The organism is Streptomyces sp. Y20 (assembly GCF_043195475.1).
Classification (GTDB): Bacteria; Actinomycetota; Actinomycetes; order Streptomycetales; family Streptomycetaceae; genus Streptomyces.
Genome location: NZ_JBIDDP010000007.1, coordinates 145,454 through 167,951 on the forward strand (window position 1 = coordinate 145,454; position 22,498 = coordinate 167,951).

A 22,498-nucleotide genomic window follows, 5' to 3' on the forward strand; every position below is an offset into this window, starting at 1 on the left:
GATTCTACGTGCCCCCCACGGCCGGCTCCGGCCGCGCGGGGCGGCGTCCGGTGCCTCACAGGCTCCAGGACACCGTGCCGGACATCTCCATGGCCGCCACCAGGACGGCGAGGTCGGCGACGCCGAGGGCCAGGCCCAGGCAGGCGCGGCCCGGGCGGCTCGTGCCGCGCCACAGGGCGACCGCGGCGAGGACGACGGCGACCGGCCCGAGGAAGAGGTTGAGGACGAGCAGGCCGAGGAGGCCGAGGACGAAGGACGCCACGGCCATGCCGTCGGCGTCGCGCATGCGCGGGCGGGTGTCGGTGCGGGGCACGACCGGTGCGGTGAGGTGCATGGGTGTCAACTCCTGGTGATCCTGGCGGTCCTGGTGTCTGCGTGGCTCCGTCGGTCCTGCCGGTTCCGGTGCCCGCGGGGCCCCGGTGTCCTCACGGCCGGTCAGTTGGCCGAGGGCTGACGGCGGCGGCCGTGGCGCTCGCGGAGCGCGAAGACGGCGAGCCAGACGACGATGACGGCGGCCAGGGCGGCGGTGACGGTCAGCGGCGCGTGGGCCACGGTGCCCAGGACGACACCGAACAGCATGAGAGCGGCGACGAGGAACAGCATGGGATCGGATCCCCCCTCAGGAATACCTCGTGTGCGGCCGGTGTGTTCGACCGGTGTGAAGTTTGGGTGAACAGTTGTAGTAACAGTTGTTCACTGACTTCGAGTCTAGCGCCTCCGACGCCTTTCCAATTCCGGAGAACAGTTGTTAACTGGATGACATGAGTCACACCCTCGGCATCCGGCAGGCCCAGAAGCAGAAGACCCGGCAGGCGTTCCTCGACGCGGCGCTCGCGCTGCTGGAGGAGCAGAGCCTGAGCAGCCTGGGCCTGCGCGAGGTCACCCGGGCCGTCGGCGTCGCGCCGACCGCCTTCTACCGGCACTTCCGCTCGACCGCCGACCTCGGTGTGGCCCTGGTCGACGAGGCGCTGGGAAGCCTGCATCCGATGGTGCGGACAACGGTGTCCACGACGGGCGACAGCGAGGAACGCATCACGCGCGCCGTCGAGCTGATCGCCTGCCATGTCGCGGCGTACCCGGCGCACGTCCGCTTCATCGCCCGGGAACGGCACGGCGGGGTGCAGCCGGTGCGCGAGGCCATCCGGGACCAGCTGCTGCGGTTCGCCGAGGAGGTGAAGGCCGAGCTGGCCGGGGACCCGGAGGCGGCGGGCTGGAGCGACGACGACCTGCTGATGCTCGCGCACCTCTACGTCGACCAGATGCTCATCACCGCCTCCCTCTTCCTGGAGGCGCTGGAGGCTCCCGAGGAGGAGCGCGAGCGGGTGACCCAGCTGGCGACCCGCCAGCTGCGGCTCATCACCATCGGCCGCGGCCACTGGCTCGCCTGAGCCGCCCGGCGGGTACGCCCCTCCCCCCGGCCCCGCGCACGCGGCGCTCCGCCCTTCTCGGCGCACACGCGTGAGGGGCGGCCCGGGAGCCGCCCCTCACCCCGCTTCCGCGCCGCTCAGCCGAGTCTGGCGCGGGCCAGCTGGCGCGACTGGGCGACCAGACGGTCCTCGCTGTCCCACACCTCGGCGTCCTCCTCCAGGAAACCGCCGGCCAGGTTGCGGGTGGTGATCGCGACCCGCAGCGGTCCGGGGGCCGGACGGTGGCGGACGTGGACGGTGAGTTCCACCGTGGGGACCCAGCCCCGCAGGCCGATCTCGAAGGCGGTGGGCGGGAGGGCGTCCACCGCGAGGAGCAGCGACAACGGGTCGGCGTCGCGGCCGTCGGCGAGGCCGAACCAGGCGCGCATCTCGCCCCTGCCGGAGGGCGCGCCGAGCGCCCAGCCGAGGGTGCCGGGGTCCAGCTTGAGCATCAGGCGGTCGGCGATCGCGGAGCTGCCCGGGACGGGCGCCGGCGCGTCGTCCGGGCCGAAACACCGCTCCAGCGGCGGGATCGCGGGCGGGGTGGCCGTCGTGCGCACGTCGTCGGGGAGGGTGGCGAGGTCGCCGTAGGAGGCCAGGACGCGGATGCGTTCGACCTCGGCGCCCTCGTCGTCGTACTGGAAGAGCGAGGCCTGGCCGGTGGAGAGGGTGCGGCCGGTGCGGACGGTTCCGGTGCGGACGACCGCCGGCCCTGGCTGCGAGGCGGTCAGGTAGTGCGCGGTGATGGTGAACGGGTCCGGATGCGGGAGGGTGTCCGCGAGGGCCCGGCCGAGCACGGCCAGCAGATAGCCGCCGTTGACGGCGTTGATGATGGTCCAGCCGGCCGAGAGGTCGACGTCGTAGACGCCGGGCTCGCGCCGGGTGACCGCGGTGTCGCGGTCGAACTCGCTGTCGCCGATCACGGCGCGCCTGGCCGGGGCGGAAGTCGCTTCTGGCATGGAGAAACGGTACAACAGCAAACTACTAAGCGGTAGCTTTTCGTGTTGCGGGCTGATGACGCGACCCGGCCCAGGGTAAGAATTCCGGCCTCCGAGTGAGCTTCCGGCAATTTCTCGGTAAGTGTCCGGACACGTCCACAACCCCCGGCCGGTGAATCCCCTCTATGGGGACATGAGCCTCACCGGGACTCCGTTCCTCTACACCACCCTCGTGCTGTCGGTGGTCGCCCTCGTACTGCCGCTCGTCCTGTGGTCGCGGATGCGCGGGCCCCGGCCTCTGCGGGCCGCGGCCCGGGTCCTCATGCTGCTGTTCGCCCAAGGTACGGCCGTCACCCTGGTCTTCGTACTGGTCAACAACCAGAACAACCTGTACGACAACTGGGCGGACCTGCTCGGCACCGGCAACCACGTGCAGGAGGCCGCCGACCTCGGCCGGGACGGCACCGGCGGCATCGCCGTGAAACGGCTGCCCCGGGTCAGGCAGACCTTCCGGGCCGCCGACGGGCCCGGCATGCGCGCGGCCGGCGGAGTACGCGTCACCCAGCTGCGGGGCCGGGTCTCCGGTGTGAACGCCGAGGTGTACGTCTGGCTGCCGCCGCAGTACCACGACCCCGCCTACCGTCACAAACGGTTCCCGGTGGTCGAGCTGCTGCCGGGCTACCCCGGGTCCGCCAAGGCCTGGTTCGGGTCGATGCGGACCCATGAGCAGCTGCTGCCGCTGATGCGCAGCGGCCAGGTGGCCCCGTTCATCCTGGTCGCCCCGCGCACCAACCTGCTGGCCGGCGTGGACACCGGCTGCGCCAACGTCCCGGGCCAGGTCAACGCCGACAGCTGGCTCAGCGTCGACGTGCCGAAGATGGTCACGGACAACTTCCGGGCCCAGCCCGCGCCCCGGGGCTGGGCGGTGGCCGGGTACTCGGCGGGCGCGCACTGCGCGGTCAAACTGGCGGTGGCCCACCCCGGCCGGTACCGGGCCGCGGTGAGCATGTCCGGCTACAACGACCCGATCGGCGAACGCAGTTCCCTCGCCGCCCAGACCCCGGCCCTGCGCGCCGCGAACAACCCCTACCTGCTGCTCAGGAGGGCGGCCGCGCCACCGCCCGTCGCGCTCTACCTCTCCGGCGAGTCCGGCGACGGCTACCAGGCGGGCGAGGCCCTGGCGTCCGCCGCCAAGGCGCCGACCACCGTGCACGTGGTGTTCCTGCCGCGCAGCGCGGGCGGCCACACGATGGCGCTGTGGCGTCCGCAGGTCCCCGCGGCCTTCCGCTGGCTGACCCTCCAGATGGGCCAGAACCGCGCCGGCGGGCAGGACGGGTCCCTCGCCGGTTCTACTCCTCGGCCACCGTCGAACGGCGGTTCCACGCACGCGGCGCTCGCCAGTGGAAGCGCATCGCGAGCAGACGCAGCACGAAGGCGGTGACGACCGCCAGTCCGCTGGTGAACGGGGTGAGGGCGCCGTAGCGGATGCACAGCACGACCATGGTGGCGCCGACGATCGCCGGGACCGCGTACAGGTCGCGGTCCCAGCGCAGCAGCGAGGGAACCTCGTTGGCCAGCACGTCCCGCAGCACGCCGCCGCCCACGGCGGTGGCCAGGCCCAGCGTGGCCGACGCGGTCAGGCCGAGCCCGTAGCTGTACGCCTTCGTCGTACCGCTGACGCAGAACAGGCCGAGGCCGGCCGCGTCGAAGACGAGCACCGCGGACTGGATGCGCTCGACGTGCGGATGCAGGAAGAAGACGACGAGCGTGGCGAACAGGGGCGTCAGGAAGTACCCGAGGTCCGTGAAGGCGGCCGGGGGCACGGCCCCGATGACCAGGTCACGGATCATCCCCCCGCCCAGCGCGGTGACCTCGGCGAGGACGGCGATGCCGAAGACGTCGAAGTTCTTCCGGACGGCCAGCAGCGCGCCGGAGATCGCGAACACGAAGATGCCGATCACATCGAGCGTGTGCTGGACGGAGGGACTGAAGAGTTGCTGGAGCTGCACCCTGCCATTCTCACCTGTCGGCGAGCTGGAACCTTACAAAGCCAGGCTCACAGGGCGGGTTTCCCTGTGGTGAACAGCCAGGTGTCGAACAGGTCGTCCAGCTGCTGTCCGCTGACGCGCTCGGCGAGGCGGACGAAGCCGGCGGTGTCCGCGTTGCCGTACCGGTGCAGCGCCGTCCAGGCGGGCAGCAGCCGGAAGAAGGCGGTGTCGCCGATCCGCTCGCGCAGGGCCTGGAGCGCCATCGCGCCGCGCTGGTAGACGGCGGAGGCGAACATCGTGTCCCGCTGCGGGTCGGCCACCTCGATCTGCCAGAAGGCGGAGTCGGCGGGGCGGGCGTTGTAGGCGGCGAGGAAGGAGTCGTGGGCGGTGCGGGTGCCCTGGTGCTCCGCCCACAGCCACTGGGCGTAGGTGGCGAACCCCTCGTTGAGCCAGATGTCCTTCCACCGCGCCACGCTCACCGAGTCGCCGAACCACTGGTGGGCCAGCTCGTGCACGATGGTCGTCTCGCTGCGCACGGCCGAGTAGGCGGGCTTGCTCTGCACCTCCAGCGAGAACCCCGCCTCGGGCATGTCGTCCACGATCGCGCCGGTCTCCTCGAAGGGGTACGGCCCGAAGACCTGCGACCAGTAGTCGGTGGCGGCGGACGTGACGGCGTACACGTCGACGCTGTTGCCGTTCTTCAGCACGGGGTCGACGGCGACGTAGATCGGGATGCCTCCGGGGGTCCGCCCGGTGCGCACGTCGAACTTCCCGATGGTGGCGGTGGCGAGGTAGGTCGCCATGGGCCTCGACTCGCGCCAGTGGGTGTACGTCGAGCCGCCCCAGTCGTACGTCGACACCAGCCGGCCGTTGGAGACGGCCGTCAGACCCTCGGGCGCCTTGATCCGGATGTCGTAGGTGGCCTTGTCGGAAGGGTGGTCGCTGGACGGGAACCAGGTGGAGGCGGCGTTGGGCTCACAGGCGACGAAGACGCCGTCGTCCGTCTTCATCCAGCCGTACCGGGAGCCGAAGACGATGGGGCCGCCGAGGGCCTGCGGCACCCCGCCGTAGGTGACGGTGACCCGGAAGTCCGTCCCCTCGCGCAGGCTGTGCCGCGGGGTGACGGTGACCTCGTCGCCGTCGCGCGTGAACTCGGCCCTCCTGCCGTCGACCTCGATGCGTGCGATCTCCAGCTGCTGGAGGTCGAGGTCGAAGGAGGAGAGGGTGCGGGTGGCGCGGGCGGTGAGGGTCGTGCGGCCGTCGAGGCGGCCGGTACCGGGGGTGTAGGCGACGTCGAGGTCGTAGTGGCGGGCGTCGAAGCCGCCGTTGCCGAGCCGCGGGAAGTAGGAGTCGCCGACGCCGGGGGCGCCCTGGGTGGGGGCGGCCGAGGCGGCGATGACGAGGAAGGAGGCCGCCGCGGTGGCGAGGGCCCCCAGACGTGCCGAACGGGAGAGTGCCATGAGTCGTCCCTTTCGAGCATGTGCCGGTCAGTGGCCTGACACGGACGACTCTGCGCTCTCCCGTCCGGGCATGTACATGACTTTGCCCAGTCGTCACGTGCTACTCGTCGGAAACCTCCGCGGAGTCGCCACCGGCACCGTTGCCGGCCACGGGCTTCGTGGCCGCGGGCTTGTCCACCACGGGCTTCGCGGCCGCGGGCTTGTCCGCCACGGGCTTGACGACAGCGGGCTTCTCCGCAGGGGTCTCCGCCGAGGGCTCCTCGACGGCAGGCACCTCGGCAGAGGGCTCCTCCGCCACCGGCTCCTGAGCCGAAGCCTTCTCGGCCACCGGCTCCTCGGACGAAGCCTTGCCGGCCACCGACTCCGTGGCCGAGGGCTTCTCCGCCGTGGCCTTCTCCGCCGAGGGCTCCTCGACAGCAGGCACCTCGGCAGAGGGCTCCTCCGCCACCGGCTCCTGAGCCGAAGCCTTCTCCGCCACCGGCTCCTCGGACGAAGCCTTCTCCGCCGCGGCCTTTTCGGTCGCCGACGGCTCCGTGGTCGACGTCTTCGCGCCCGGTCCGGTGTGCGCGCCGGCGCCTCCGGCCGCCTCGGACGCGGCCACCGCTTCCGGTGCCGCCGAGGTCTCCGCCGTCTCCGTCGCCTCGGCCGTCTCCGGCGCCGCCGTCTTCCCGGCGGCCACCTCGGACACCGGCTCCTTGCCCCCCGCACCGGCGGAGGCCACCGCCGACGACAGCAGGACCGTGTCCTGCGGTGCCTGGTCGGCGAAGTTCTCCGGGTGGTGGCAGGCGACCCGCTGACCCGGCCTCAGCTCCACGAGCTGCGGCTCGGTCGTCTTGCAGATCTGCGTCGCCTTCCAGCAGCGGGTGTGGAACCGGCAGCCGGAGGGCGGGGCGATCGGCGACGGGACGTCGCCGCGGAGCAGGATGCGCTCCGTCTTCTGGCCCCGGCGCTTGGGGTCCGGGACCGGCACCGCCGACATCAGCGCCTTGGTGTACGGGTGCATCGGCGCCTCGTACAGCGAGTTGCGGTCGGCGAGTTCGACGATCTTGCCGAGGTACATCACCGCGATGCGGTCCGAGACGTGCCGGACCACGGAGAGGTCGTGGGCGATGATCACATAGGTGAGACCGAGTTCCTGCTGGAGGTCGTCCATGAGGTTGACGACCTGCGCCTGGATCGACACGTCCAGGGCGGAGACCGGCTCGTCGGCCACCACCAGCTTGGGCTTCAGGGCGAGCGCGCGGGCGATGCCGATGCGCTGGCGCTGACCGCCGGAGAACTCGTGCGGGTAGCGGTTGTAGTGCTCGGGGCTGAGGCCGACCAGTTCGAGGAGCCGCTGCACCTCCTTCTTCACCCCGCCCTCGGGCTCCACGCCCTGCAGCCGGAACGGCGCGGAGACGATGGAGCCGATGGTGTGCCGGGGATTCAGGGAGCCGTACGGGTCCTGGAAGATCATCTGGATGTCGCGGCGCAGCGGGCGCATCTGCCCGGTGCCCAGCCGCGTGATGTCCCGGCCCTCGAAGGTGATCTTCCCGCCGGTCGGGTCCTGCAGCCGGGTGATGACCCGGCCCATGGTCGACTTGCCGCAGCCCGACTCACCGACCACGCCGAGGGTCTCGCCCTTGCGCACCTCGAAGTCGATGCCGTCGACGGCCTTCACCGCGCCGACCTGACGCTGGAGGATGCCCTTCTTGATCGGGAAGTGCTTGGTCAGCCCCTCGACCCTGAGCAGCACGTCACGGTCCTCGGGGGCCGTCGCCTGCTGCGGGATCACGGCCTCGGCCTCGTCCGTCTTCTTGGTCTCACTCACAGCTTCGGCGCAATCTCTTCGGTCCAGATCCGCTGGCGGTCCTCGGCCGACAGGTGGCAGGCGGACCAGTGCCCGGCGTCCACCTGTTCCAGCTCGGGGCGCACCGTGCGGGTGACGTTCCCCTTGGGGATGTCCGCGTACGGGCAGCGCGGGTTGAAGGCGCAGCCCGAGGGGATGTTGATGAGGCTCGGCGGCTGGCCCTTGACCGGGATGAGCCGTTCGGAGGTCTCGCGGTCGATGCGGGGCATCGAGCCGAGCAGGCCCCAGGTGTAGGGGTGCTGCGGCTGCTCGAAGACCTCGTCGGCGGGACCGCGTTCGATGCACCGGCCCCCGTACATCACGAGGACGTCGTCGGCGATCTCGGCGACCACACCCAGGTCGTGGGTGATCATGATGACCGCGGAGCCGAACTCCTTCTGGAGGTCGCGGATCAGGTCGAGGATCTGCGCCTGGACGGTCACGTCGAGGGCGGTGGTCGGCTCGTCCGCGATGAGCAGCTCAGGGTTGTTCACCAGCGCCATGGCGATCATGGCGCGCTGGCGCATACCGCCGGAGAACTCGTGCGGGTAGCCGTCGACGCGCTTGGCGGGCTCGGGGATGCCGACGCGGTCGAGCATCTCGATCGCGCGCTTGCGGGCGACCTTCCTGCTGACGTCGTGGTGCACCCGGTAGGCCTCGACGATCTGGTCGCCGACCTTGTAGTACGGGTGCATCGCGGACAGCGGGTCCTGGAAGATCATCGCCATCTCCCGGCCGCGGAGCTTGCGCACCTCGTCCGGGGCGGCGGAGACCAGTTCCTTGCCGTCCAGCCAGATCTCGCCGGACATCTGGACGTTCTTGCCGCGCGCGCCGAGCCGGTGCAGGCCCATGACGGCGAGCGAGGTGACCGACTTGCCGGAGCCGGACTCCCCGACGATGGCGAGGGTCTGGCCCTTCTCCAGCGAGAAGCTGAGCCCGTCGACGGACTTGACCAGGCCGTCGTCGGTCGGGAAGTGCACCTTGAGGTCGCGGACCTCGAGGAAGGCTTCGGGCGCCTTGCCGGCGGTCGTGGGCTCGCCCACGGCGGCGCCGGTCTTGGAGAGTTCGGTCACGAGAGCCTCACCCGCGGGTCGGCGGCGGCGTACAGCACGTCCACCAGGAGATTTGCGATCACGACGAAGAAGGCGGCGAGCAGGGTCACGCCGAGGATCTTGGGCAGGTCGTTGTCGGTGATGCCCTGCACCGCGTACTGGCCGATGCCGGGCAGCGAGAAGACGCTCTCGGTGATCACGGCGCCGCCGAGCAGCAGACCGATGTCCATGCCGAACACCGTGATGATCGGCGTGAGAGCGGCGCGCAGTCCGTGCCGGACGACGACGTTGCGCTCGCGCAGGCCCTTGGCGCGGGCCGTGCGGATGAAGTCCTCGTTCATCGTCTCCAGCATGCCCGAGCGGGTGAGCCGCGCGTAGATGGCGGAGTACAGCAGGGCGAGGGAACACCACGCGGGGAAAAGGGTGTTGGCCCACTGCGAGGGGTTCTCGGTGAACGGGACGTAGCTCTTGCCGAAGATCGGCCACTGGTACTCGAAGAGCAGGATGGCCAGGTTGCCGGTGAAGAACATGGGCAGCGAGACGCCGGCGAGCGCGATGCCCATGAAGCCCCGGTCGAGTACCGAGCGCGGCTTCAGCGCGGAGACGACACCGGCCACCACGCCGGAGACCAGCCACAGTACGGCGGCACCCGCGGCCAGCGAGAGGGTGATCGGAAGGCGTGAGGTGAGCTCCGGCCAGACCGCCTGGTGGTTCTTGAAGGAGTAACCGAAGCAGGGCGCGTCGCAGTGCACCGTGGTGGGGCCGAGGTCGTAGGAGGCGCCGGCCACGATCCCCTTGATGAAGTGCCAGTACTGGACGTAGACAGGCTGGTCCAGACCGAGGTTGTGCTTGACGGCGGCGATGTCCGCCGGCGACGGGCTCTTGCCGATGTACTGCTGCGCCAGCTGGTCCGCTGTCTGGCCCACGAGCCGTGGCAGCAGGAAGAAGATGGCGAAGGTGACCGCGGAGACGACCAGCAGCAGGATCACTGCCGCGAACGTCCGGCGGAGGATGTACGAGATCACGGGGACCGGCGCTGGTGCCCGCGGGCCGCGAAGCCCGCGGGCACCAATGCCTTCACCTGCCTTCCGGGGCTGCTACTTCGACGCGACGCCGATGTTGAGGTAGTCGTACTGACCGCTGAAGGCCGCAGTGGAGACCAGGTTGGTGTAGTTCTGCGGGCGGCCCAGCAGGACCTTGAAGTAGGTCAGCGGGACCAGGACGGCGTCGTCCATGGTCTTCTTGTCGATCTGCGTGTAGATGCTGTTGCGCTGGTTGAGGTCCTGCGTGCCGATCGCCTTGCCCAGCAGCTCGTTGACGGACTTGCTGTCGTACTGCGACAGGTTCGTGTTACCCGACTGGCTGATCGCCTTGCCGTTCAGGATCTGCTGGAGGAAGCCGTAGCCGGAGGGCCAGTCGGCACCCCACTGCATCATGATCAGGCCGAGGTTCTGCTTCTCCGAGAACTTCGGCACACCCACGTAGTCGGTGAAGTACTTGCCCGAGGGGTACTGCTTCAGGGAGGCGTTGATGCCGACCTTCTTCAGCGAGGCGATGATCGCCGTGGCGGCGTCGATCTCCGGCTGGCGGTCGGAACGCGCGGCGATGTTCGTCGTGATCGACGACTTGCCGCAGGCCTTCAGCTGCTGCTTGGCCTTGGCGGCGTCACCCTTGTTGCCCTGGCTGGCGTAGACGTCCGACTTCTCGTAGCCCGGGATGTCCGGCGGCAGCACGGTGGAGGCGACGTCACCGCGGATCGGGCCGCCCTCGGCGGTCTGCACCGAGACCTTGTCGATCGCGTACTGCACGGCCTTGCGGCACTCGGGCTTGTCGAACGGCGCGACCTTGGTGTTGATCGCCAGGTACACGAGACGGCCACCGTAGGTGTTGTCCGTGTTGGCCTTCTTGTCGGCGTCGGTGAGGACCTTGGCCTGGGTGGAGGCCTGGACACCGGTGCCGGCCAGGTCGATCGCGTCGCCGGCGAGGACGTCCTGGTCGATCGTCTCCGCGTTGACCTTCAGCTTGACGACGATCTTGTCCGGCAGCTGCTTGCGCAGCGGGTCCGTCTTCGGGTCCCAGTTCGGGTTGCGCACCAGCACGGCCTGCCGGCCGTCCTGGTAGCTCTGGAACTTGTACGAGCCCGAGGAGACGATGTGCTTGATGTAGTCGACGCCCGTGTCCTTCGCCTGCGGCACCGGGGCCGTCTGCGGGGCGGCGACCAGGTAGTCGAACTCCTGGAAGGCCTGCTTCAGGTGGAAGACGATGGTGGTGTCGTCCGGCGTCTGGATGGAGGACAGGCCCTTGGCGCTCTTGTCCTTGTACGGGCCCTTGTACTTGTCGCCGCCGGCCATGAACTGCTGGAAGTAGTTCGGGCCGAGGGAGAGCACGTCACGCGCGAAGTTGGAGCGCTCGACGGCGTACTTGACGTCCTTCGAGGTGATCGGCGAGCCGTCCTCGTACTTCAGGCCCGCACGCAGCTTGTACGTCCAGGTCTTGCCGCCGTCGCTCGGCACGCCCTTGCTCGCCGCGAGGTCCGGGACGAGGGTGTTGCCCTTCTGGCCGGCGCCCGGCTGGAAGGTCATCAGCGGGCGGGCGTACAGCCGGCTGAGGTTGTACATGTACGCGTAGTACGTGTTGCCGGGGTCGAAGGAGTCCGGCACGTCGGACAGCTCGTAGGTGAGCGTGCCGCCCTTCTTGTCGGACGCGTTGACGACGCCCTTGGTCGCGGCGTTGGCCCCGGCCGACTTGGTGCCGTTGTCGTTCTTGTTGTCATCGGCCTTGCTGCAACCCGCAAGAAGCAGGCTGGCGGAGCCGATGGCCGCGATCGCGGCCAGCGCTGACCTTCGCATGATGGGCGCTTTCCCCTCCATTGTTGACAAACTTTCAGGCTCTTCGCAGCAGGCGTCAGCGGCTGCGCGGATCGAGAGCATCGCGGAGACCGTCGCCGAGCAGGTTGAACGCGAGGACGGTGACGAAGATGGCGAGCCCGGGGACGATCATGAACTGGGGGTCGACCTGGTAGTAGGTGACCGCCTCACGGAGCATGCCGCCCCAGGACGCCTGCGGGGGCTGGATGCCGACGCCGAGGAAGCTCAGGGACGCCTCGAAGAGGATGTTGGTCGGGATGAGCAGCGTCGAGTAGACGATGATCGGGCCGACCAGGTTGGGCATCAGCTCGCGGAACAGGATGTACGGGGCCTTTGCGCCCATGCCGCGGGATGCGTCCACGAACTCGCGCTCCCGCAGGGCCAGCGTCTGGCCGCGCACGATCCGGCCCAGGTAGGGCCAGTTGAAGAAGCCGATGACGAAGATGAGCACGCCCAGGTGGAGCGGCAGCCCGTTGAGGCCGAAGGCGCCGCCCTGGAGGGTGGCGGAGATGGCGATCGCGAAGAGCAGGAGGGGGAAGGCGAGGAAGGTGTCCATCAGCCGGCTGATGATCGAGTCGACCCGCCCGCCGTAGTAGCCCGCCACGACACCGAGGACCGCGCCGATCACGTTCGACAGGACGGTGGCGCCGAAGGCGACCACCAGCGACACCCAGGAGCCCTCCAGGACTCGGGTGGCGATGTCACGGCCGAACTTCGGGTCCACACCGAGCGGGTGGTCCAGGCTCATGCCGCCCCAACTGCCCTTGGGCAGCGAGGTGTCGGGGGTGATCAGGTCCTGGTGGAAGGCGTTGGGGTCGAGCCCGAACACGGCCTGGAGGGGGCGCGAGAGAATCGCGAGGAGGATCAGCAGGACCACGATGACGCCGCCCGCGACGGCGACCTTGTCCCTCTTGAACCGGGTCCAGGCGATCTGGCCCAGGGAACGACCCTCGATCTGCCCCTTTCCGACACCCTCCAGCACAGCCTCCGGCTGTGCCTCGGCTGCCGCTCCGGTGGTCTCGATCGGTGCGGTCACGGTGAGCGACCCCTCTCGCCGGTGGTGACCGGCCTGCGCCTGCCGCGGATTGCGGCTTTGTCGACTTGCCATCGAGCGCGAGGCCTCGGCCTCGCGTCTGAGTCGCGAGTCTTCAGCGTCGCTGTGATCACCCGCCAGAGCTGGCGGCGAAAGTATGCGCAACCGTGATGCAGTGCAGGGGATTCCGTTATCCGAACAGTGGGTAACGACCCCCGGACGTGGGCCAGTTGGGGCAGAACGGCATATTCGCCCGGAACGGGACGTACCGGCGATGTCTACGCGCGCAGAAGAGGCTCGTTCACGCGGGCAGCGTGGTGCTGCTCAAACCCCTTGACATGTCCGCCTGTTGGTCAGTAGCCGCCGTGCGCGGGCGGGTAGCCGTAGCCGGTCGCCGGCGGAACCTGGAGCGGGGGCCGGGGCGGCGGGGCGGCGGCGTGCGCCTCGCGATCGTAGAAGGGACGCGCGTTGGCCCGCATCCACATGACCACCGGGTCGTAGCCGTCGGTCATCACGACCGTCGAGACCGGCAGCCCCTCCGGGACCGCGCCGACCGACTGCTGCATCATCGCGCGCACCGAGTCGACCGCCGCCGGGGAGGTGTCGTACACCTCCAGGCCGAGGGCGAGGTACGGCGCCCCGAGCGCGGGCTGCACCCAGGCGCGGCGCAGCGAGCGCAGCGCGGGGGTGCGGTGCGCGTTCTGCGCGAGCAGGGCGTAGAACTGCGGGATCTCGATGCCGGGTTCCGACAGGCGCAGGGGGCCGGCGGGCTGGCGGTCCAGGCCGGTGGCGATGCGGCGCAGGTCGAGCCAGGGGATGCCGACGCCGCCGCCCGGGGCGTGCGGATTGAGCCACAGGCCGTAGTGGTCGGGGTAGAGGGTGCGGGCCACGTCGACGCCGTCCACCACCTCGTAGGAGCGGTTCCAGCCACTGGCCGACAGCTCCTGGGCGGAGGTGACGCAGGGGGCGTAGTGGAAGCCGTCGACCTCCATGTCGCCGTACTGGGCGTCCGGGGAGCCGGCCTGGCCGTGCCACAGGAACATCCAGACCTGGCCGGAGGAGGGGGCGGCGAGGGCGCGCAGCAGGGCCTCGTAGGCGTCGTAACGTCCAGGCGTGACCTGGCGCAGCATGTGCTCGACGCTGCCGCTCGGGCTCGCGCTCACCTGTCTTACCGCCCCTTCTCGTGGAGTGCCCCGCGTTGGGGGACAGCTTAAGCGCCCGGTGGCCCGGTACCTCGTGGCCGTTCGCCGGGGGCGGCCGGGCGGTGGCGCGCCGCGCCCGGCGGGCACCACCGGGTGCCGGGACCCGGTCTCGCGTCCCGGCGTGCCGGCCCCGGCTCCGCGCTCCGGTGGCCCGGCCGCTAGTGGCCGAACCGGTAGAAGGGGCGGACGTTCGTCTTCAGCCAGTCGGCCACCGGGTCGTCGGTGACGTCCATGAGGATCAGATTGACCGGCCACCTCACCGGGACCCTGCCGAGTGCCCGGCCCAGGGCCTCCAGGGGCACGGTGCGCAGGTCGCCCTCCCACCGGGAGAGTTCCACGCCGACGAACATCACCGGTTCGGCCGTCTCGACGGCGGCCAGGCAGCGGCGGGCGGTCACCACCACGCCGGTGTCCGCGAACTCGGCGGAGGCGGCGGAGAGGAAGTCGACCGGGTCGTCCTGCCAGTCGGGCTCGAAGAGGCGGACCCGGCCACCGCTGCCGGGGCCGTCGAGCGGGGTGCGGCCCACCCGGCACAGTTCGGCCACGGCCTCGGGCGGCAGCGGGATGCCGACCACACCGCCCGGGTTCACGGCCAGGCCCGCCTGCGGCGGCAGGCCCCGGGCGAACTCCACGGCGGGGGCGACGGTGTACGACATGTGGGAGCCGGCCGCCTGGCGGAACTGCTCCTCGGAGCTGAACACCGGCACGTACACCTGGCCCTCGATGTCGAGTGTGGGCAGGTCCAGCGGGCCGCTGTCCGGGCCGCCGCCGGCCGGCAGCGGGATCCACAGGAAACTGCGGCCGAGGACCTCGATGATCCGGCCGCCCGCCGTGGGGACGCCGAGGGAGGCCGAGAGCACCTCCTCCAGTTCGTTGCCGGGCCAACCGCCGTGCGGGTGGGGGTGTGTCTGTGCCGGGAAGTCCGCGGGAAGGTCCGCCGGGAAGTCCATCTGCCTACCGCCTGCTGGGAACCACTGCTGTGAGAGCGAAGGCTATCGGGTGGCTGTGACATCGCGGCTCCGCCGGGGATCCCGCGCCGCGTCAGCGGGGTCAGGGGCGGCGAAGTCCACGCGGTGCAGGGTGTCCGCGGCGGGCCGGTCCAGCAGCAGCGCCGAGCCGCAGCCCGCGGGCGGTTCACCCCGCTCGACCGCGCGCAGCAGCCGGGCGGCGGTACGGCGGTGCCGGCGGAAGGCGTAGCGGGAGACGCCCCGGCCGCGCTCCCGCTGGCCCTCGCGGGCGGTCTCGGGGGCGACGTCGAGCACCAGCAGGTGCAGGGTGCCGCCGCGGCGGCGGGCCTCGCGGGCGAGCCAGCCGCGCACCCAGGGCTGGGTGCCGCAGTCGTGGACGACGACGCCGTCGCCGGTGCGCAGCGCGCGGCGCAGTCCGGCGTAGTGCGCGAGGCGGACCAGGGGGCGGTAGAACGCGTACGGCAGGAGGCGGGGCAGGCGGGCCGCGAAGCGGTCGCGGGCGTCCTGGGAGTCGACGCGGTGGCCGGCGACCGCGCGGCGCATCAGCGTGGACTTGCCGCTGCCGGGCAGGCCGGTGATCACCACCACGTCCCGCGGCCCGAAGACGAGGGCGCGCGGGCTGCGGCCGGCGCGGTCGCGCAGGTCACGGACGACCGGGACCGGGCGCGCGGGGTGCCGCTCGCGGGCGGTGGCGGGGGCGGAGCGCTGCTTGGGCACCGCGAGGCCGGTGGCGGCGGCGGTGACGTACGCCGTGGTCCTGTTCACCGTGATGTCCTCCCCTGTGGGCTCGGTCATGTCCTGCCCATCGATGTTAAAGAGAAGGTAATGCCGGTGGTCGGTGGTTCGGTGCGGGTCGTGCCACAGGTCGGTTACAGAAGCCGGGCTCGCGTGCGATGATGTGCCCGCCAACTGCATACCGGCCGCTTGAATCCGCGCGGGAGAGTCCCCAGGTCCCCTTGGACCGTCTGGGGCGCCGAAGGAGCAAGTCCCTCCCTTGAATCTCTCAGGCCCCGTTACCGCGCGGGCGAGGCACATCTGAAAAGCGGGCCGCTGTGTCCAGTGGTCCCACCCAAGGTGCAAGCCGTGATCGTCCCCGTGGCGGTCGCGGCGAACCTCTCAGGTTCCGATGACAGATGGGGAGGAACGTTCCTCGCCCCGTCCGTATGCCCTGGGAGACGACCGACCGATGAGCAGCACCGAACTCCGCCACACCGCGCTGGATGCCGTGCATCGCGCGCTCGGCGCGACCATGACCGACTTCGCCGGCTGGGACATGCCCCTGCGCTACGGCTCCGAGCGCGACGAGCACCTCGCGGTGCGCACCCGGGCCGGCCTGTTCGACCTCTCCCACATGGGCGAGATCACCGTGACCGGCGCCGGGGCGGCCGCCCTCCTGAACTTCGCCCTGGTCGGCAACATCGCCTCCGTCGGCGTCGGCCGCGCCCGCTACACCATGATCTGCCGGGCCGACGGCGGCATCCTGGACGACCTCATCGTCTACCGGCTGGCCGAGACCGAGTACATGGTCGTGGCCAACGCCTCCAACGCCCAGGTGGTGCTGGACGCGCTGACCGAGCGGGCCGCCGGCTTCGACGCCGAGGTCCGCGACGACCGGGACGCCTACGCGCTGCTCGCGGTGCAGGGGCCTCAGTCCCCCGGCATCCTGAAGTCGCTCACCGACGCCGACCTGGACGGGCTGAAGTACTACGCCGGCCTGCCCGGCACCGTCGCCGGCGTCCCGGCGCTGATCGCCCGCACCGGCTACACCGGCGAGGACGGCTTCGAGCTGTTCGTGCGCCCGGAGCACGCCGTGCGGCTGTGGCAGGCGCTGACCGAGGCCGGCGAGGGCGTCGGCCTGGTGCCGTGCGGCCTGTCCTGCCGGGACACCCTGCGCCTGGAGGCGGGCATGCCGCTGTACGGGCACGAGCTGACCACCGCGCTCACCCCCTTCGACGCCGGGCTCGGCCGGGTGGTCAAGTTCGAGAAGGAGGGGGACTTCGTCGGGCGCGAGGCGCTCGCCGGGGCCGCCTCCCGGGCCGAGGCGAGCGCGCCCCGGGTGCTCGTCGGCCTGGTCGCCGAGGGCCGCCGGGTGCCGCGCGCCGGGTTCGCCGTCGTCGCCGGCGGCCAGGTGATCGGCGAGGTCACCTCCGGTGCCCCCTCCCCCACCCTGGGCAAGCCGATCGCCATGGCCTACGTCGACGCGGCCTACGCGGCGCCGGGCACCGAGGGCGTCGGCGTGGACATCCGGGGCACCCACGAGCCGTACGAGGTCGTGGCGCTGCCCTTCTACAAGCGCCAGAAGTAGACACTGAACGCTGCGGCGCTCCCGGCGTCCCGCCCCGCGCCGCCGGACGTGACCCTGCGCACATTCCCCCTGCTCACGAGCAGGTCCTACCGTCCCCCCCTTCATCAGCACTCCCGCGCGTACAGGAGAATCCAGGCCATGAGCAACCCCCAGCAGCTGCGCTACAGCAAGGAGCACGAGTGGCTGTCGACCGCCGAGGACGGCGTCGCGACGGTCGGCATCACCGAGTTCGCGGCCAACGCGCTCGGCGATGTGGTCTACGCCCAGCTCCCCGAGGTCGGCTCCACCGTCGAGGCGGGCGAGACCTGCGGTGAGCTGGAGTCGACGAAGTCGGTCTCCGACCTGTACTCGCCGGTCAGCGGTGAGATCACCGAGATCAACGAGGACGTCGTCAACGACCCCTCGCTGGTGAACTCCGCGCCCTTCGAGGGCGGCTGGCTGTTCAAGGTACGTGTCACCGAGGAGCCGGCCGATCTGCTCTCCGCCGACGAGTACGCCGCCCACACCGCCGGCTGAGGAGTCGTAGCCCCATGACTGTCCTGAACACGTCCCTCCACGAGCTGGACCCGGAGATCGCCGCCGCGGTCGACGCGGAGCTGAACCGCCAGCAGTCCACGCTGGAGATGATCGCGTCCGAGAACTTCGCGCCGCTCGCGGTGATGGAGGCCCAGGGCTCGGTCCTGACCAACAAGTACGCCGAGGGCTACCCGGGCCGCCGCTACTACGGCGGCTGCGAGCACGTCGACGTCGCCGAGCAGATCGCCATCGACCGGGTCAAGGAGCTGTTCGGCGCCGAGTACGCCAACGTGCAGCCCCACTCCGGTGCCTCCGCGAACCAGGCGGCCCTGTTCGCCCTCGCCCGGCCCGGGGACACCATCCTCGGCCTGGACCTGGCGCACGGCGGCCACCTGACCCACGGGATGCGGCTGAACTTCTCCGGCAAGCAGTTCGACGTGGTCGCGTACCACGTGGACGTGGAGAGCGGCCTGGTCGACATGGCCGAGGTCGAGCGGCTGGCCAAGGAGCACCGCCCGAAGGTGATCATCGCCGGCTGGTCGGCGTACCCGCGCCAGCTGGACTTCGCCGAGTTCCGCCGGATCGCCGACGAGGTCGAGGCGTACCTGTGGGTCGACATGGCGCACTTCGCGGGCCTGGTCGCCGCCGGTCTGCACCCGAACCCGGTGCCGTACGCGGACGTGGTCACCTCCACGACCCACAAGACCCTCGGCGGCCCGCGCGGCGGCATCATCCTCGCGAAGAAGGACTTCGCGAAGAAGCTGAACTCCTCCGTCTTCCCGGGCTTCCAGGGCGGCCCCCTGGAGCACGTGATCGCGGCCAAGGCGGTCTCCTTCAAGGTCGCCGCCTCCGCGGACTTCGCGGAGCGCCAGCGGCGTACGGTGGAGGGTGCGCGCATCCTCGCCGAGCGGCTGACGGCGGCGGACGCCCGCGAGGCCGGCGTGAACGTCCTGTCCGGCGGCACCGACGTACACCTGATCCTCGTGGACCTGCGCGCCTCGGAGCTGGACGGGCAGCAGGCCGAGGACCGGCTCCACGAGGTCGGCATCACGGTCAACCGCAACGCCGTCCCGGACGACCCGCGCCCGCCGATGGTCACCTCCGGCCTGCGGATCGGTACGCCCGCCCTCGCGACCCGCGGCTTCACGGCCGAGGACTTCGCCGAGGTCGCCGACGTGATCGCCGAGACGCTGAAGGCGTCCTACGACGCCGAGGCGCTCAAGGCCCGGGTGAAGGCCCTGGCCGACAAGCACCCGCTGTACCCGGGGCTGAACAAGTAAGTCCCCTTTCGCCGGGCACCGCGCACACTGGAAGAACCCCGGGTGTGCGGTGCCCGCACCCTGTACCGCCTTTCGCACCACCCCCCGCATTGAGGAGTCATCCGTGGCCATCTCGGTCTTCGACCTGTTCTCGATCGGCATCGGCCCGTCCAGCTCCCACACGGTCGGCCCGATGCGCGCGGCCGGCCTGTTCGCCCGCCGGCTGCGCAACGAGGAGCTGCTCGGCTCCGTCGCGGCCCTGCGCTGCGAGCTGTACGGCTCGCTCGGCGCGACCGGGCACGGCCACGGCACCCCGAAGGCGGTGCTGCTCGGCCTGGAGGGCGCCTCACCGCGCACGGTGGACGTGGAGACGGCCGACGAGCGGGTGGAGACGATCAAGCGGGCGGGACGGCTGAACGTCCTCGGCGAGCACGAGATCCCGTTCTCCTTCGACGACGACCTGGTGCTGCACCGCCGCAAGGCGCTGCCCTACCACGCCAACGGCATGACCATCTGGGCCTACGACGCCGACGGCGCCGAGGTGCTCTCCAAGACGTACTACTCCGTCGGCGGCGGCTTCGTGGTCGACGAGGACGCGGTGGGCGCGGACCGCATCAAGCTGGACGACACGGTCCTGAAATACCCCTTCCGCACCGGTGACGAGCTGCTGCGCCGCACGAGCGAGACGGGCCTGTCCATCTCCTCGCTGATGCTGGAGAACGAGCGGGCCTGGCGCACCGAGGCGGAGATCCGCGAGGGCCTGCTGGAGATCTGGCGGGTGATGCGCCAGTGCGTGCAGCGCGGGATGTCCCGCGAGGGCATCCTGCCCGGCGGTCTGAAGGTCCGCCGCCGCGCGGCCGTCTCGGCCCGCCAGCTGCGCGCCGAGGGCGATCCGCTGGCGCACGCCATGGAGTGGATCACGCTCTACGCGATGGCCGTGAACGAGGAGAACGCGGCCGGCGGCCGGGTCGTCACCGCCCCGACCAACGGCGCGGCCGGCATCATCCCCGCCGTCCTGCACTACTACATCAACTTCGTCCCCGGCGCCGACGAGGACGGAGTCGTGCGGTTCCTGCTGGCGGCCGGCGCGATCGGCATGCTCTTCAAGGAGAACGCCTCCATCTCCGGCGCCGAGGTCGGCTGCCAGGGCGAGGTCGGCTCCGCCTGCTCCATGGCGGCCGGCGCCCTCGCCGAGGTGCTCGGCGGCTCCCCCGAGCAGGTCGAGAACGCGGCCGAGATCGGCATGGAGCACAACCTGGGCCTGACCTGCGACCCGGTCGGCGGCCTGGTGCAGATCCCGTGCATCGAGCGCAACGGCATGGCCGCGGTGAAGGCGGTCACGGCCGCGAAGATGGCGATGCGCGGCGACGGCTCCCACAAGGTGTCCCTGGACAAGGTCATCAAGACCATGAAGGAAACCGGCGCCGACATGAGCGTCAAGTACAAGGAGACGGCGCGGGGCGGCCTGGCCGTGAACATCATCGAGTGCTGATCGGTCGGGCCCTGACCAGCGCGTCGTCTCTTCCGGCGCGGTAGGGGGCTCGCCCCGGCCTCCGTGCCGGCCCTCGCACTCGCCGCCGCCGCCGCAGCAGCAGCAGCAGCAGCAGGGGGAGCGTCGCGGCAGTGGCGGACAGCCAGGGCCGAGCAACGGGCAGACCGGTCCCGGCAACTGACCGCGAAGTCCGGCAACGTCGTCGACACCGGTCCCGGGCGCCGCGGCTCTCCCGCCGCGTCGGCGTCCCGCGGCCCACGGCCGACCGGTGTACTCGGTGGCGTCCAGCCCCGACGGACGCACCCTCGCCACGGGGAGAACCTGCTCACGGATGCGGCCCGCGAGATCATCACCGGGCATACGGCTCCGGTGAGGTCCGTCGCTCTCAGCCCGGACGGCCGTGCCCTGCCCACCGGGAGCGACGACGAAGCCGCCCGGCCCTGGACCGTGGCGATCGCGTGCTGACCGCTGTTCCCCCAGGGGCTACCCAGAAGTAACCGCATTCCCCTACGCTGCCGCCGACTCGGCGACTGCGAAGGGGAATTGACACATGGTCGGACTGAGACGGGCGGCGGCGCTGCTGGGAGCCGCCGCTCTGCTGGTGATGGCGCCGGGCAACGCGCACGCGGCGTCGCCCAAGTTCTCCGCGACGACGGCCGTCGGCACGCACAACGCGTACGACAAGGCCAAGTACACGTACTTCGCACAGGCGTTGGACTCGGGTGCCTCGCTGCTGGAGCTGGACGTGTACGCGGACACGGTCAGCCACCGCTGGCGGGTCAGCCACAGCAACCCGCTGGGCGACGACAACAACTGCGAGGCCGCGAAGACCCCGGCCGAGTTGTACGGCAAGAGCCGCAACCAGGACCTCGGCAGCTGCCTCGACAACATGGCCGCCTGGAACCAACTGCACCCCGACCACCCGCCGATCGTCGTCAAGGTCGAGATGAAGGTCGGCTTCAACGACAGGTCCGGCCTCGGACCGGACGAGTTCGACACGCTCGTCGCGCAGAAGCTCGGCAGCAGCGTGTACAAGCCGGCCGCCCTGCTGGGCGGGACGTACGGCACGCTGGACGCCGCCGCGAAGGCCGACGCCTGGCCCACCCGCGACGCCCTCCGGGGCAAGTTCCTCTTCGAACTGATCCCGGGCACGGTGGAGCAGTCCAACCCGTTCGACACCTACTGGACGGACGAGGAGTACGGCGACCACCTGCGCGACCTGTCCGCGGCCGGGAACATCTCCGCGGCCCAGGCCTTCCCCGCCGTGCTGGGCGCCGCCGCCGGTGACCCGCGCACCAGCCGCTACGACGCCTCGATCCGGCCCTGGTTCGTCTTCTTCGACGGTGACGCGGCCACCTACGTCAACAACGGCTACGACACCTCGTTCTACTCCGCGAACCACTACATCCTGATCACGACGGACGCCCACAACGTCTCCCCCACCATCTCCTCCACCACCCCGACGGACGCCGAAGTCACCGCGCGGCTCGCGCTGCTGGCCCAGCACCACGCGAGCCTGATCACCTCGGACTGGTCGGCGAAGCCACCGGCCGTACTGAGTTCGGTGACGACCCGGGGCTGAGGTTCCGGCCACCGCCGCACAGGGCACAACTCCTGCATGCTCCATGGCATCGACGTCAGCGCCTACCAGTCCTCCTCCTATGCCACGGACGGCCTCTCCTTCGTCTTCGTCAAGGCGACGGAGGGCCGTTCGTACGCCAGTCCCCGGCTCGCCGCGCAGACGAAGCGGGCCCGTGACGCCGGACTGGTCGTCGGTTTCTACCACTTCCTGTGGCCCGGCGACCTCACCGCCCAGGCCGACTACTTCCTCCGGCACGCCCCCGACCGGCCGGGCGACATCCTCGCCGTCGACTGGGAGACCACCGGCGACGGCACGCACGCGAGCAACGCGGAGAAGGACCGCTTCCTGCGCCGGCTCAAGGAACTGCGTCCGGACAACCGGGTCGTCCTCTACTGCAACCGCCACTTCTGGCTGACGGTCGACACCACCTCGTACGCGGGCGACGGGCTCTGGATAGCCGACTACGTCACGGCCGGCAAGCCCCGCATCAAGGCCGACTGGCTGTTCCACCAGTACACCAGCGAGCCGCACGACAAGGACGTGGCCCGGTTCGCGCGGGAGGCCGACCTGCGCGCCTGGGCCACGCCGTAGGGGCCGTGCGA

The 22,498-nt window shown here is 70.8% G+C and carries 21 protein-coding genes and 1 riboswitch; of the genes, 8 read left to right on the forward strand and 13 right to left on the reverse strand.

All coding sequences use genetic code 11. The annotated features are described in order from the left end of the window. Positions 1 to 55: 55 nt before the first annotated feature. The gene (locus ACGFT1_RS19530) at positions 56 to 334 is read right to left on the reverse strand and encodes a DUF4190 domain-containing protein (protein WP_373910202.1); all 279 of its coding nucleotides are present in this window, start codon (positions 332 to 334) and stop codon (positions 56 to 58) included. Between the two features lie 101 nt (positions 335 to 435). Beyond that, positions 436 to 603: a hypothetical protein gene (locus ACGFT1_RS19535; RefSeq protein ID WP_361997240.1), complete on the reverse strand. Its 168-nt coding sequence runs from the start codon at positions 601 to 603 to the stop codon at positions 436 to 438. Between the two features lie 158 nt (positions 604 to 761). Between ACGFT1_RS19535 and ACGFT1_RS19540 the strand changes: the two genes are divergently transcribed. Then, on the forward strand, positions 762 to 1,388 hold the full coding sequence (locus ACGFT1_RS19540; RefSeq protein ID WP_373910203.1) for a TetR family transcriptional regulator: 627 nt from the start codon (positions 762 to 764) through the stop codon (positions 1,386 to 1,388). Positions 1,389 to 1,504: 116 nt separating this feature from the next. Here ACGFT1_RS19540 and ACGFT1_RS19545 read toward each other — a convergent pair whose 3' ends face one another. Next, a complete protein-coding gene (locus ACGFT1_RS19545; protein ID WP_373910204.1) occupies positions 1,505 to 2,365 on the reverse strand; it encodes a thioesterase family protein in 861 nt (286 codons plus the stop codon). Positions 2,366 to 2,537: 172 nt separating this feature from the next. Here ACGFT1_RS19545 and ACGFT1_RS19550 point away from each other — a divergent pair, with 172 nt between their 5' ends. Beyond that, positions 2,538 to 3,785 (forward strand): alpha/beta hydrolase, encoded by a 1,248-nt coding sequence (locus tag ACGFT1_RS19550; RefSeq protein WP_373910205.1) that lies wholly within the window; start codon positions 2,538 to 2,540, stop codon positions 3,783 to 3,785. On the opposite strand, the gene ACGFT1_RS19555 is transcribed toward ACGFT1_RS19550, so the two are convergent. From ACGFT1_RS19555 to ACGFT1_RS19600, 10 genes are all read right to left on the reverse strand, one after another. Then, complete coding sequence (locus tag ACGFT1_RS19555; protein WP_373910206.1) at positions 3,694 to 4,353, reverse strand: trimeric intracellular cation channel family protein; 660 nt, start codon at positions 4,351 to 4,353, stop codon at positions 3,694 to 3,696. The genes ACGFT1_RS19550 and ACGFT1_RS19555 overlap by 92 nt on opposite strands. A 47-nt stretch (positions 4,354 to 4,400) precedes the next feature. After that, the gene (locus tag ACGFT1_RS19560; protein ID WP_373910207.1) at positions 4,401 to 5,792 is read right to left on the reverse strand and encodes a M1 family metallopeptidase; all 1,392 of its coding nucleotides are present in this window, start codon (positions 5,790 to 5,792) and stop codon (positions 4,401 to 4,403) included. Between the two features lie 100 nt (positions 5,793 to 5,892). After that, positions 5,893 to 7,602 carry a dipeptide ABC transporter ATP-binding protein gene (locus ACGFT1_RS19565; RefSeq protein ID WP_373910208.1) on the reverse strand — a complete coding sequence of 570 codons (1,710 nt, stop codon included), beginning with the start codon at positions 7,600 to 7,602 and terminating at the stop codon, positions 5,893 to 5,895. Continuing rightward, the gene (locus ACGFT1_RS19570; protein WP_373910209.1) at positions 7,599 to 8,693 is read right to left on the reverse strand and encodes an ABC transporter ATP-binding protein; all 1,095 of its coding nucleotides are present in this window, start codon (positions 8,691 to 8,693) and stop codon (positions 7,599 to 7,601) included. Before ACGFT1_RS19570 ends, ACGFT1_RS19565 begins: the two co-directional genes overlap by 4 nt. Further along, complete coding sequence (locus tag ACGFT1_RS19575; RefSeq protein ID WP_373910210.1) at positions 8,690 to 9,697, reverse strand: ABC transporter permease; 1,008 nt, start codon at positions 9,695 to 9,697, stop codon at positions 8,690 to 8,692. Before ACGFT1_RS19575 ends, ACGFT1_RS19570 begins: the two co-directional genes overlap by 4 nt. 72 nt (positions 9,698 to 9,769) lie before the next feature. After that, positions 9,770 to 11,542 (reverse strand): ABC transporter substrate-binding protein, encoded by a 1,773-nt coding sequence (locus ACGFT1_RS19580; protein WP_373910211.1) that lies wholly within the window; start codon positions 11,540 to 11,542, stop codon positions 9,770 to 9,772. Between the two features lie 34 nt (positions 11,543 to 11,576). Continuing rightward, on the reverse strand, positions 11,577 to 12,575 hold the full coding sequence (locus ACGFT1_RS19585; RefSeq protein WP_373910212.1) for an ABC transporter permease: 999 nt from the start codon (positions 12,573 to 12,575) through the stop codon (positions 11,577 to 11,579). Between the two features lie 350 nt (positions 12,576 to 12,925). After that, positions 12,926 to 13,702 carry an enhanced serine sensitivity protein SseB C-terminal domain-containing protein gene (locus ACGFT1_RS19590; RefSeq protein WP_373910442.1) on the reverse strand — a complete coding sequence of 259 codons (777 nt, stop codon included), beginning with the start codon at positions 13,700 to 13,702 and terminating at the stop codon, positions 12,926 to 12,928. 230 nt (positions 13,703 to 13,932) lie between these two features. Beyond that, entirely contained in the window at positions 13,933 to 14,724 is a 792-nt protein-coding gene (locus ACGFT1_RS19595) for an enhanced serine sensitivity protein SseB (protein ID WP_373910213.1), read from the reverse strand. A gap of 42 nt (positions 14,725 to 14,766) precedes the next feature. Then, the gene (locus ACGFT1_RS19600) at positions 14,767 to 15,507 is read right to left on the reverse strand and encodes an AAA family ATPase (RefSeq protein ID WP_373910443.1); all 741 of its coding nucleotides are present in this window, start codon (positions 15,505 to 15,507) and stop codon (positions 14,767 to 14,769) included. A gap of 160 nt (positions 15,508 to 15,667) precedes the next feature. Then, a riboswitch (glycine riboswitch) is annotated at positions 15,668 to 15,771 on the forward strand. A 157-nt stretch (positions 15,772 to 15,928) separates the two neighbouring features. On the opposite strand from ACGFT1_RS19600, the gene gcvT reads away from it, so the two are divergent. The 6 genes from gcvT (at position 15,929) to ACGFT1_RS19630 (ending at position 22,487) form a co-directional block, all read left to right on the forward strand. After that, positions 15,929 to 17,047 carry a glycine cleavage system aminomethyltransferase GcvT gene (gene gcvT, locus ACGFT1_RS19605; RefSeq protein WP_373910214.1) on the forward strand — a complete coding sequence of 373 codons (1,119 nt, stop codon included), beginning with the start codon at positions 15,929 to 15,931 and terminating at the stop codon, positions 17,045 to 17,047. 138 nt (positions 17,048 to 17,185) lie between these two features. Beyond that, positions 17,186 to 17,563 (forward strand): glycine cleavage system protein GcvH, encoded by a 378-nt coding sequence (gcvH, locus tag ACGFT1_RS19610; RefSeq protein WP_361997268.1) that lies wholly within the window; start codon positions 17,186 to 17,188, stop codon positions 17,561 to 17,563. 14 nt (positions 17,564 to 17,577) lie between these two features. Beyond that, entirely contained in the window at positions 17,578 to 18,843 is a 1,266-nt protein-coding gene (glyA, locus tag ACGFT1_RS19615) for a serine hydroxymethyltransferase (RefSeq protein WP_373910215.1), read from the forward strand. A 103-nt stretch (positions 18,844 to 18,946) separates the two neighbouring features. Beyond that, entirely contained in the window at positions 18,947 to 20,314 is a 1,368-nt protein-coding gene (locus tag ACGFT1_RS19620; protein WP_373910216.1) for an L-serine ammonia-lyase, read from the forward strand. Positions 20,315 to 20,864: 550 nt separating this feature from the next. Continuing rightward, a complete protein-coding gene (locus tag ACGFT1_RS19625; protein ID WP_373910217.1) occupies positions 20,865 to 21,896 on the forward strand; it encodes a phosphatidylinositol-specific phospholipase C domain-containing protein in 1,032 nt (343 codons plus the stop codon). A gap of 36 nt (positions 21,897 to 21,932) precedes the next feature. Continuing rightward, positions 21,933 to 22,487, forward strand: coding sequence for a glycoside hydrolase family 25 protein (locus ACGFT1_RS19630; RefSeq protein WP_373910218.1), 555 nt, complete (start codon positions 21,933 to 21,935; stop codon positions 22,485 to 22,487). Positions 22,488 to 22,498 lie beyond the last annotated feature (11 nt).

Coding starts and splice junctions, on each gene's coding strand:
- ACGFT1_RS19530 (WP_373910202.1), bottom strand. CDS start 334: ATGCACCTCACCGCACCGGTCGTGCCCCGCACCGACACCCGCCCGCGC.
- ACGFT1_RS19535 (WP_361997240.1), bottom strand. CDS start 603: ATGCTGTTCCTCGTCGCCGCTCTCATGCTGTTCGGTGTCGTCCTGGGC.
- ACGFT1_RS19540 (WP_373910203.1), top strand. CDS start 762: ATGAGTCACACCCTCGGCATCCGGCAGGCCCAGAAGCAGAAGACCCGG.
- ACGFT1_RS19545 (WP_373910204.1), bottom strand. CDS start 2,365: ATGCCAGAAGCGACTTCCGCCCCGGCCAGGCGCGCCGTGATCGGCGAC.
- ACGFT1_RS19550 (WP_373910205.1), top strand. CDS start 2,538: ATGAGCCTCACCGGGACTCCGTTCCTCTACACCACCCTCGTGCTGTCG.
- ACGFT1_RS19560 (WP_373910207.1), bottom strand. CDS start 5,792: ATGGCACTCTCCCGTTCGGCACGTCTGGGGGCCCTCGCCACCGCGGCG.
- ACGFT1_RS19580 (WP_373910211.1), bottom strand. CDS start 11,542: ATGGAGGGGAAAGCGCCCATCATGCGAAGGTCAGCGCTGGCCGCGATC.
- ACGFT1_RS19590 (WP_373910442.1), bottom strand. CDS start 13,702: ATGCTGCGCCAGGTCACGCCTGGACGTTACGACGCCTACGAGGCCCTG.
- ACGFT1_RS19595 (WP_373910213.1), bottom strand. CDS start 14,724: ATGGACTTCCCGGCGGACCTTCCCGCGGACTTCCCGGCACAGACACAC.
- gcvT (WP_373910214.1), top strand. CDS start 15,929: ATGAGCAGCACCGAACTCCGCCACACCGCGCTGGATGCCGTGCATCGC.
- gcvH (WP_361997268.1), top strand. CDS start 17,186: ATGAGCAACCCCCAGCAGCTGCGCTACAGCAAGGAGCACGAGTGGCTG.
- glyA (WP_373910215.1), top strand. CDS start 17,578: ATGACTGTCCTGAACACGTCCCTCCACGAGCTGGACCCGGAGATCGCC.
- ACGFT1_RS19625 (WP_373910217.1), top strand. CDS start 20,865: ATGGTCGGACTGAGACGGGCGGCGGCGCTGCTGGGAGCCGCCGCTCTG.
- ACGFT1_RS19630 (WP_373910218.1), top strand. CDS start 21,933: ATGCTCCATGGCATCGACGTCAGCGCCTACCAGTCCTCCTCCTATGCC.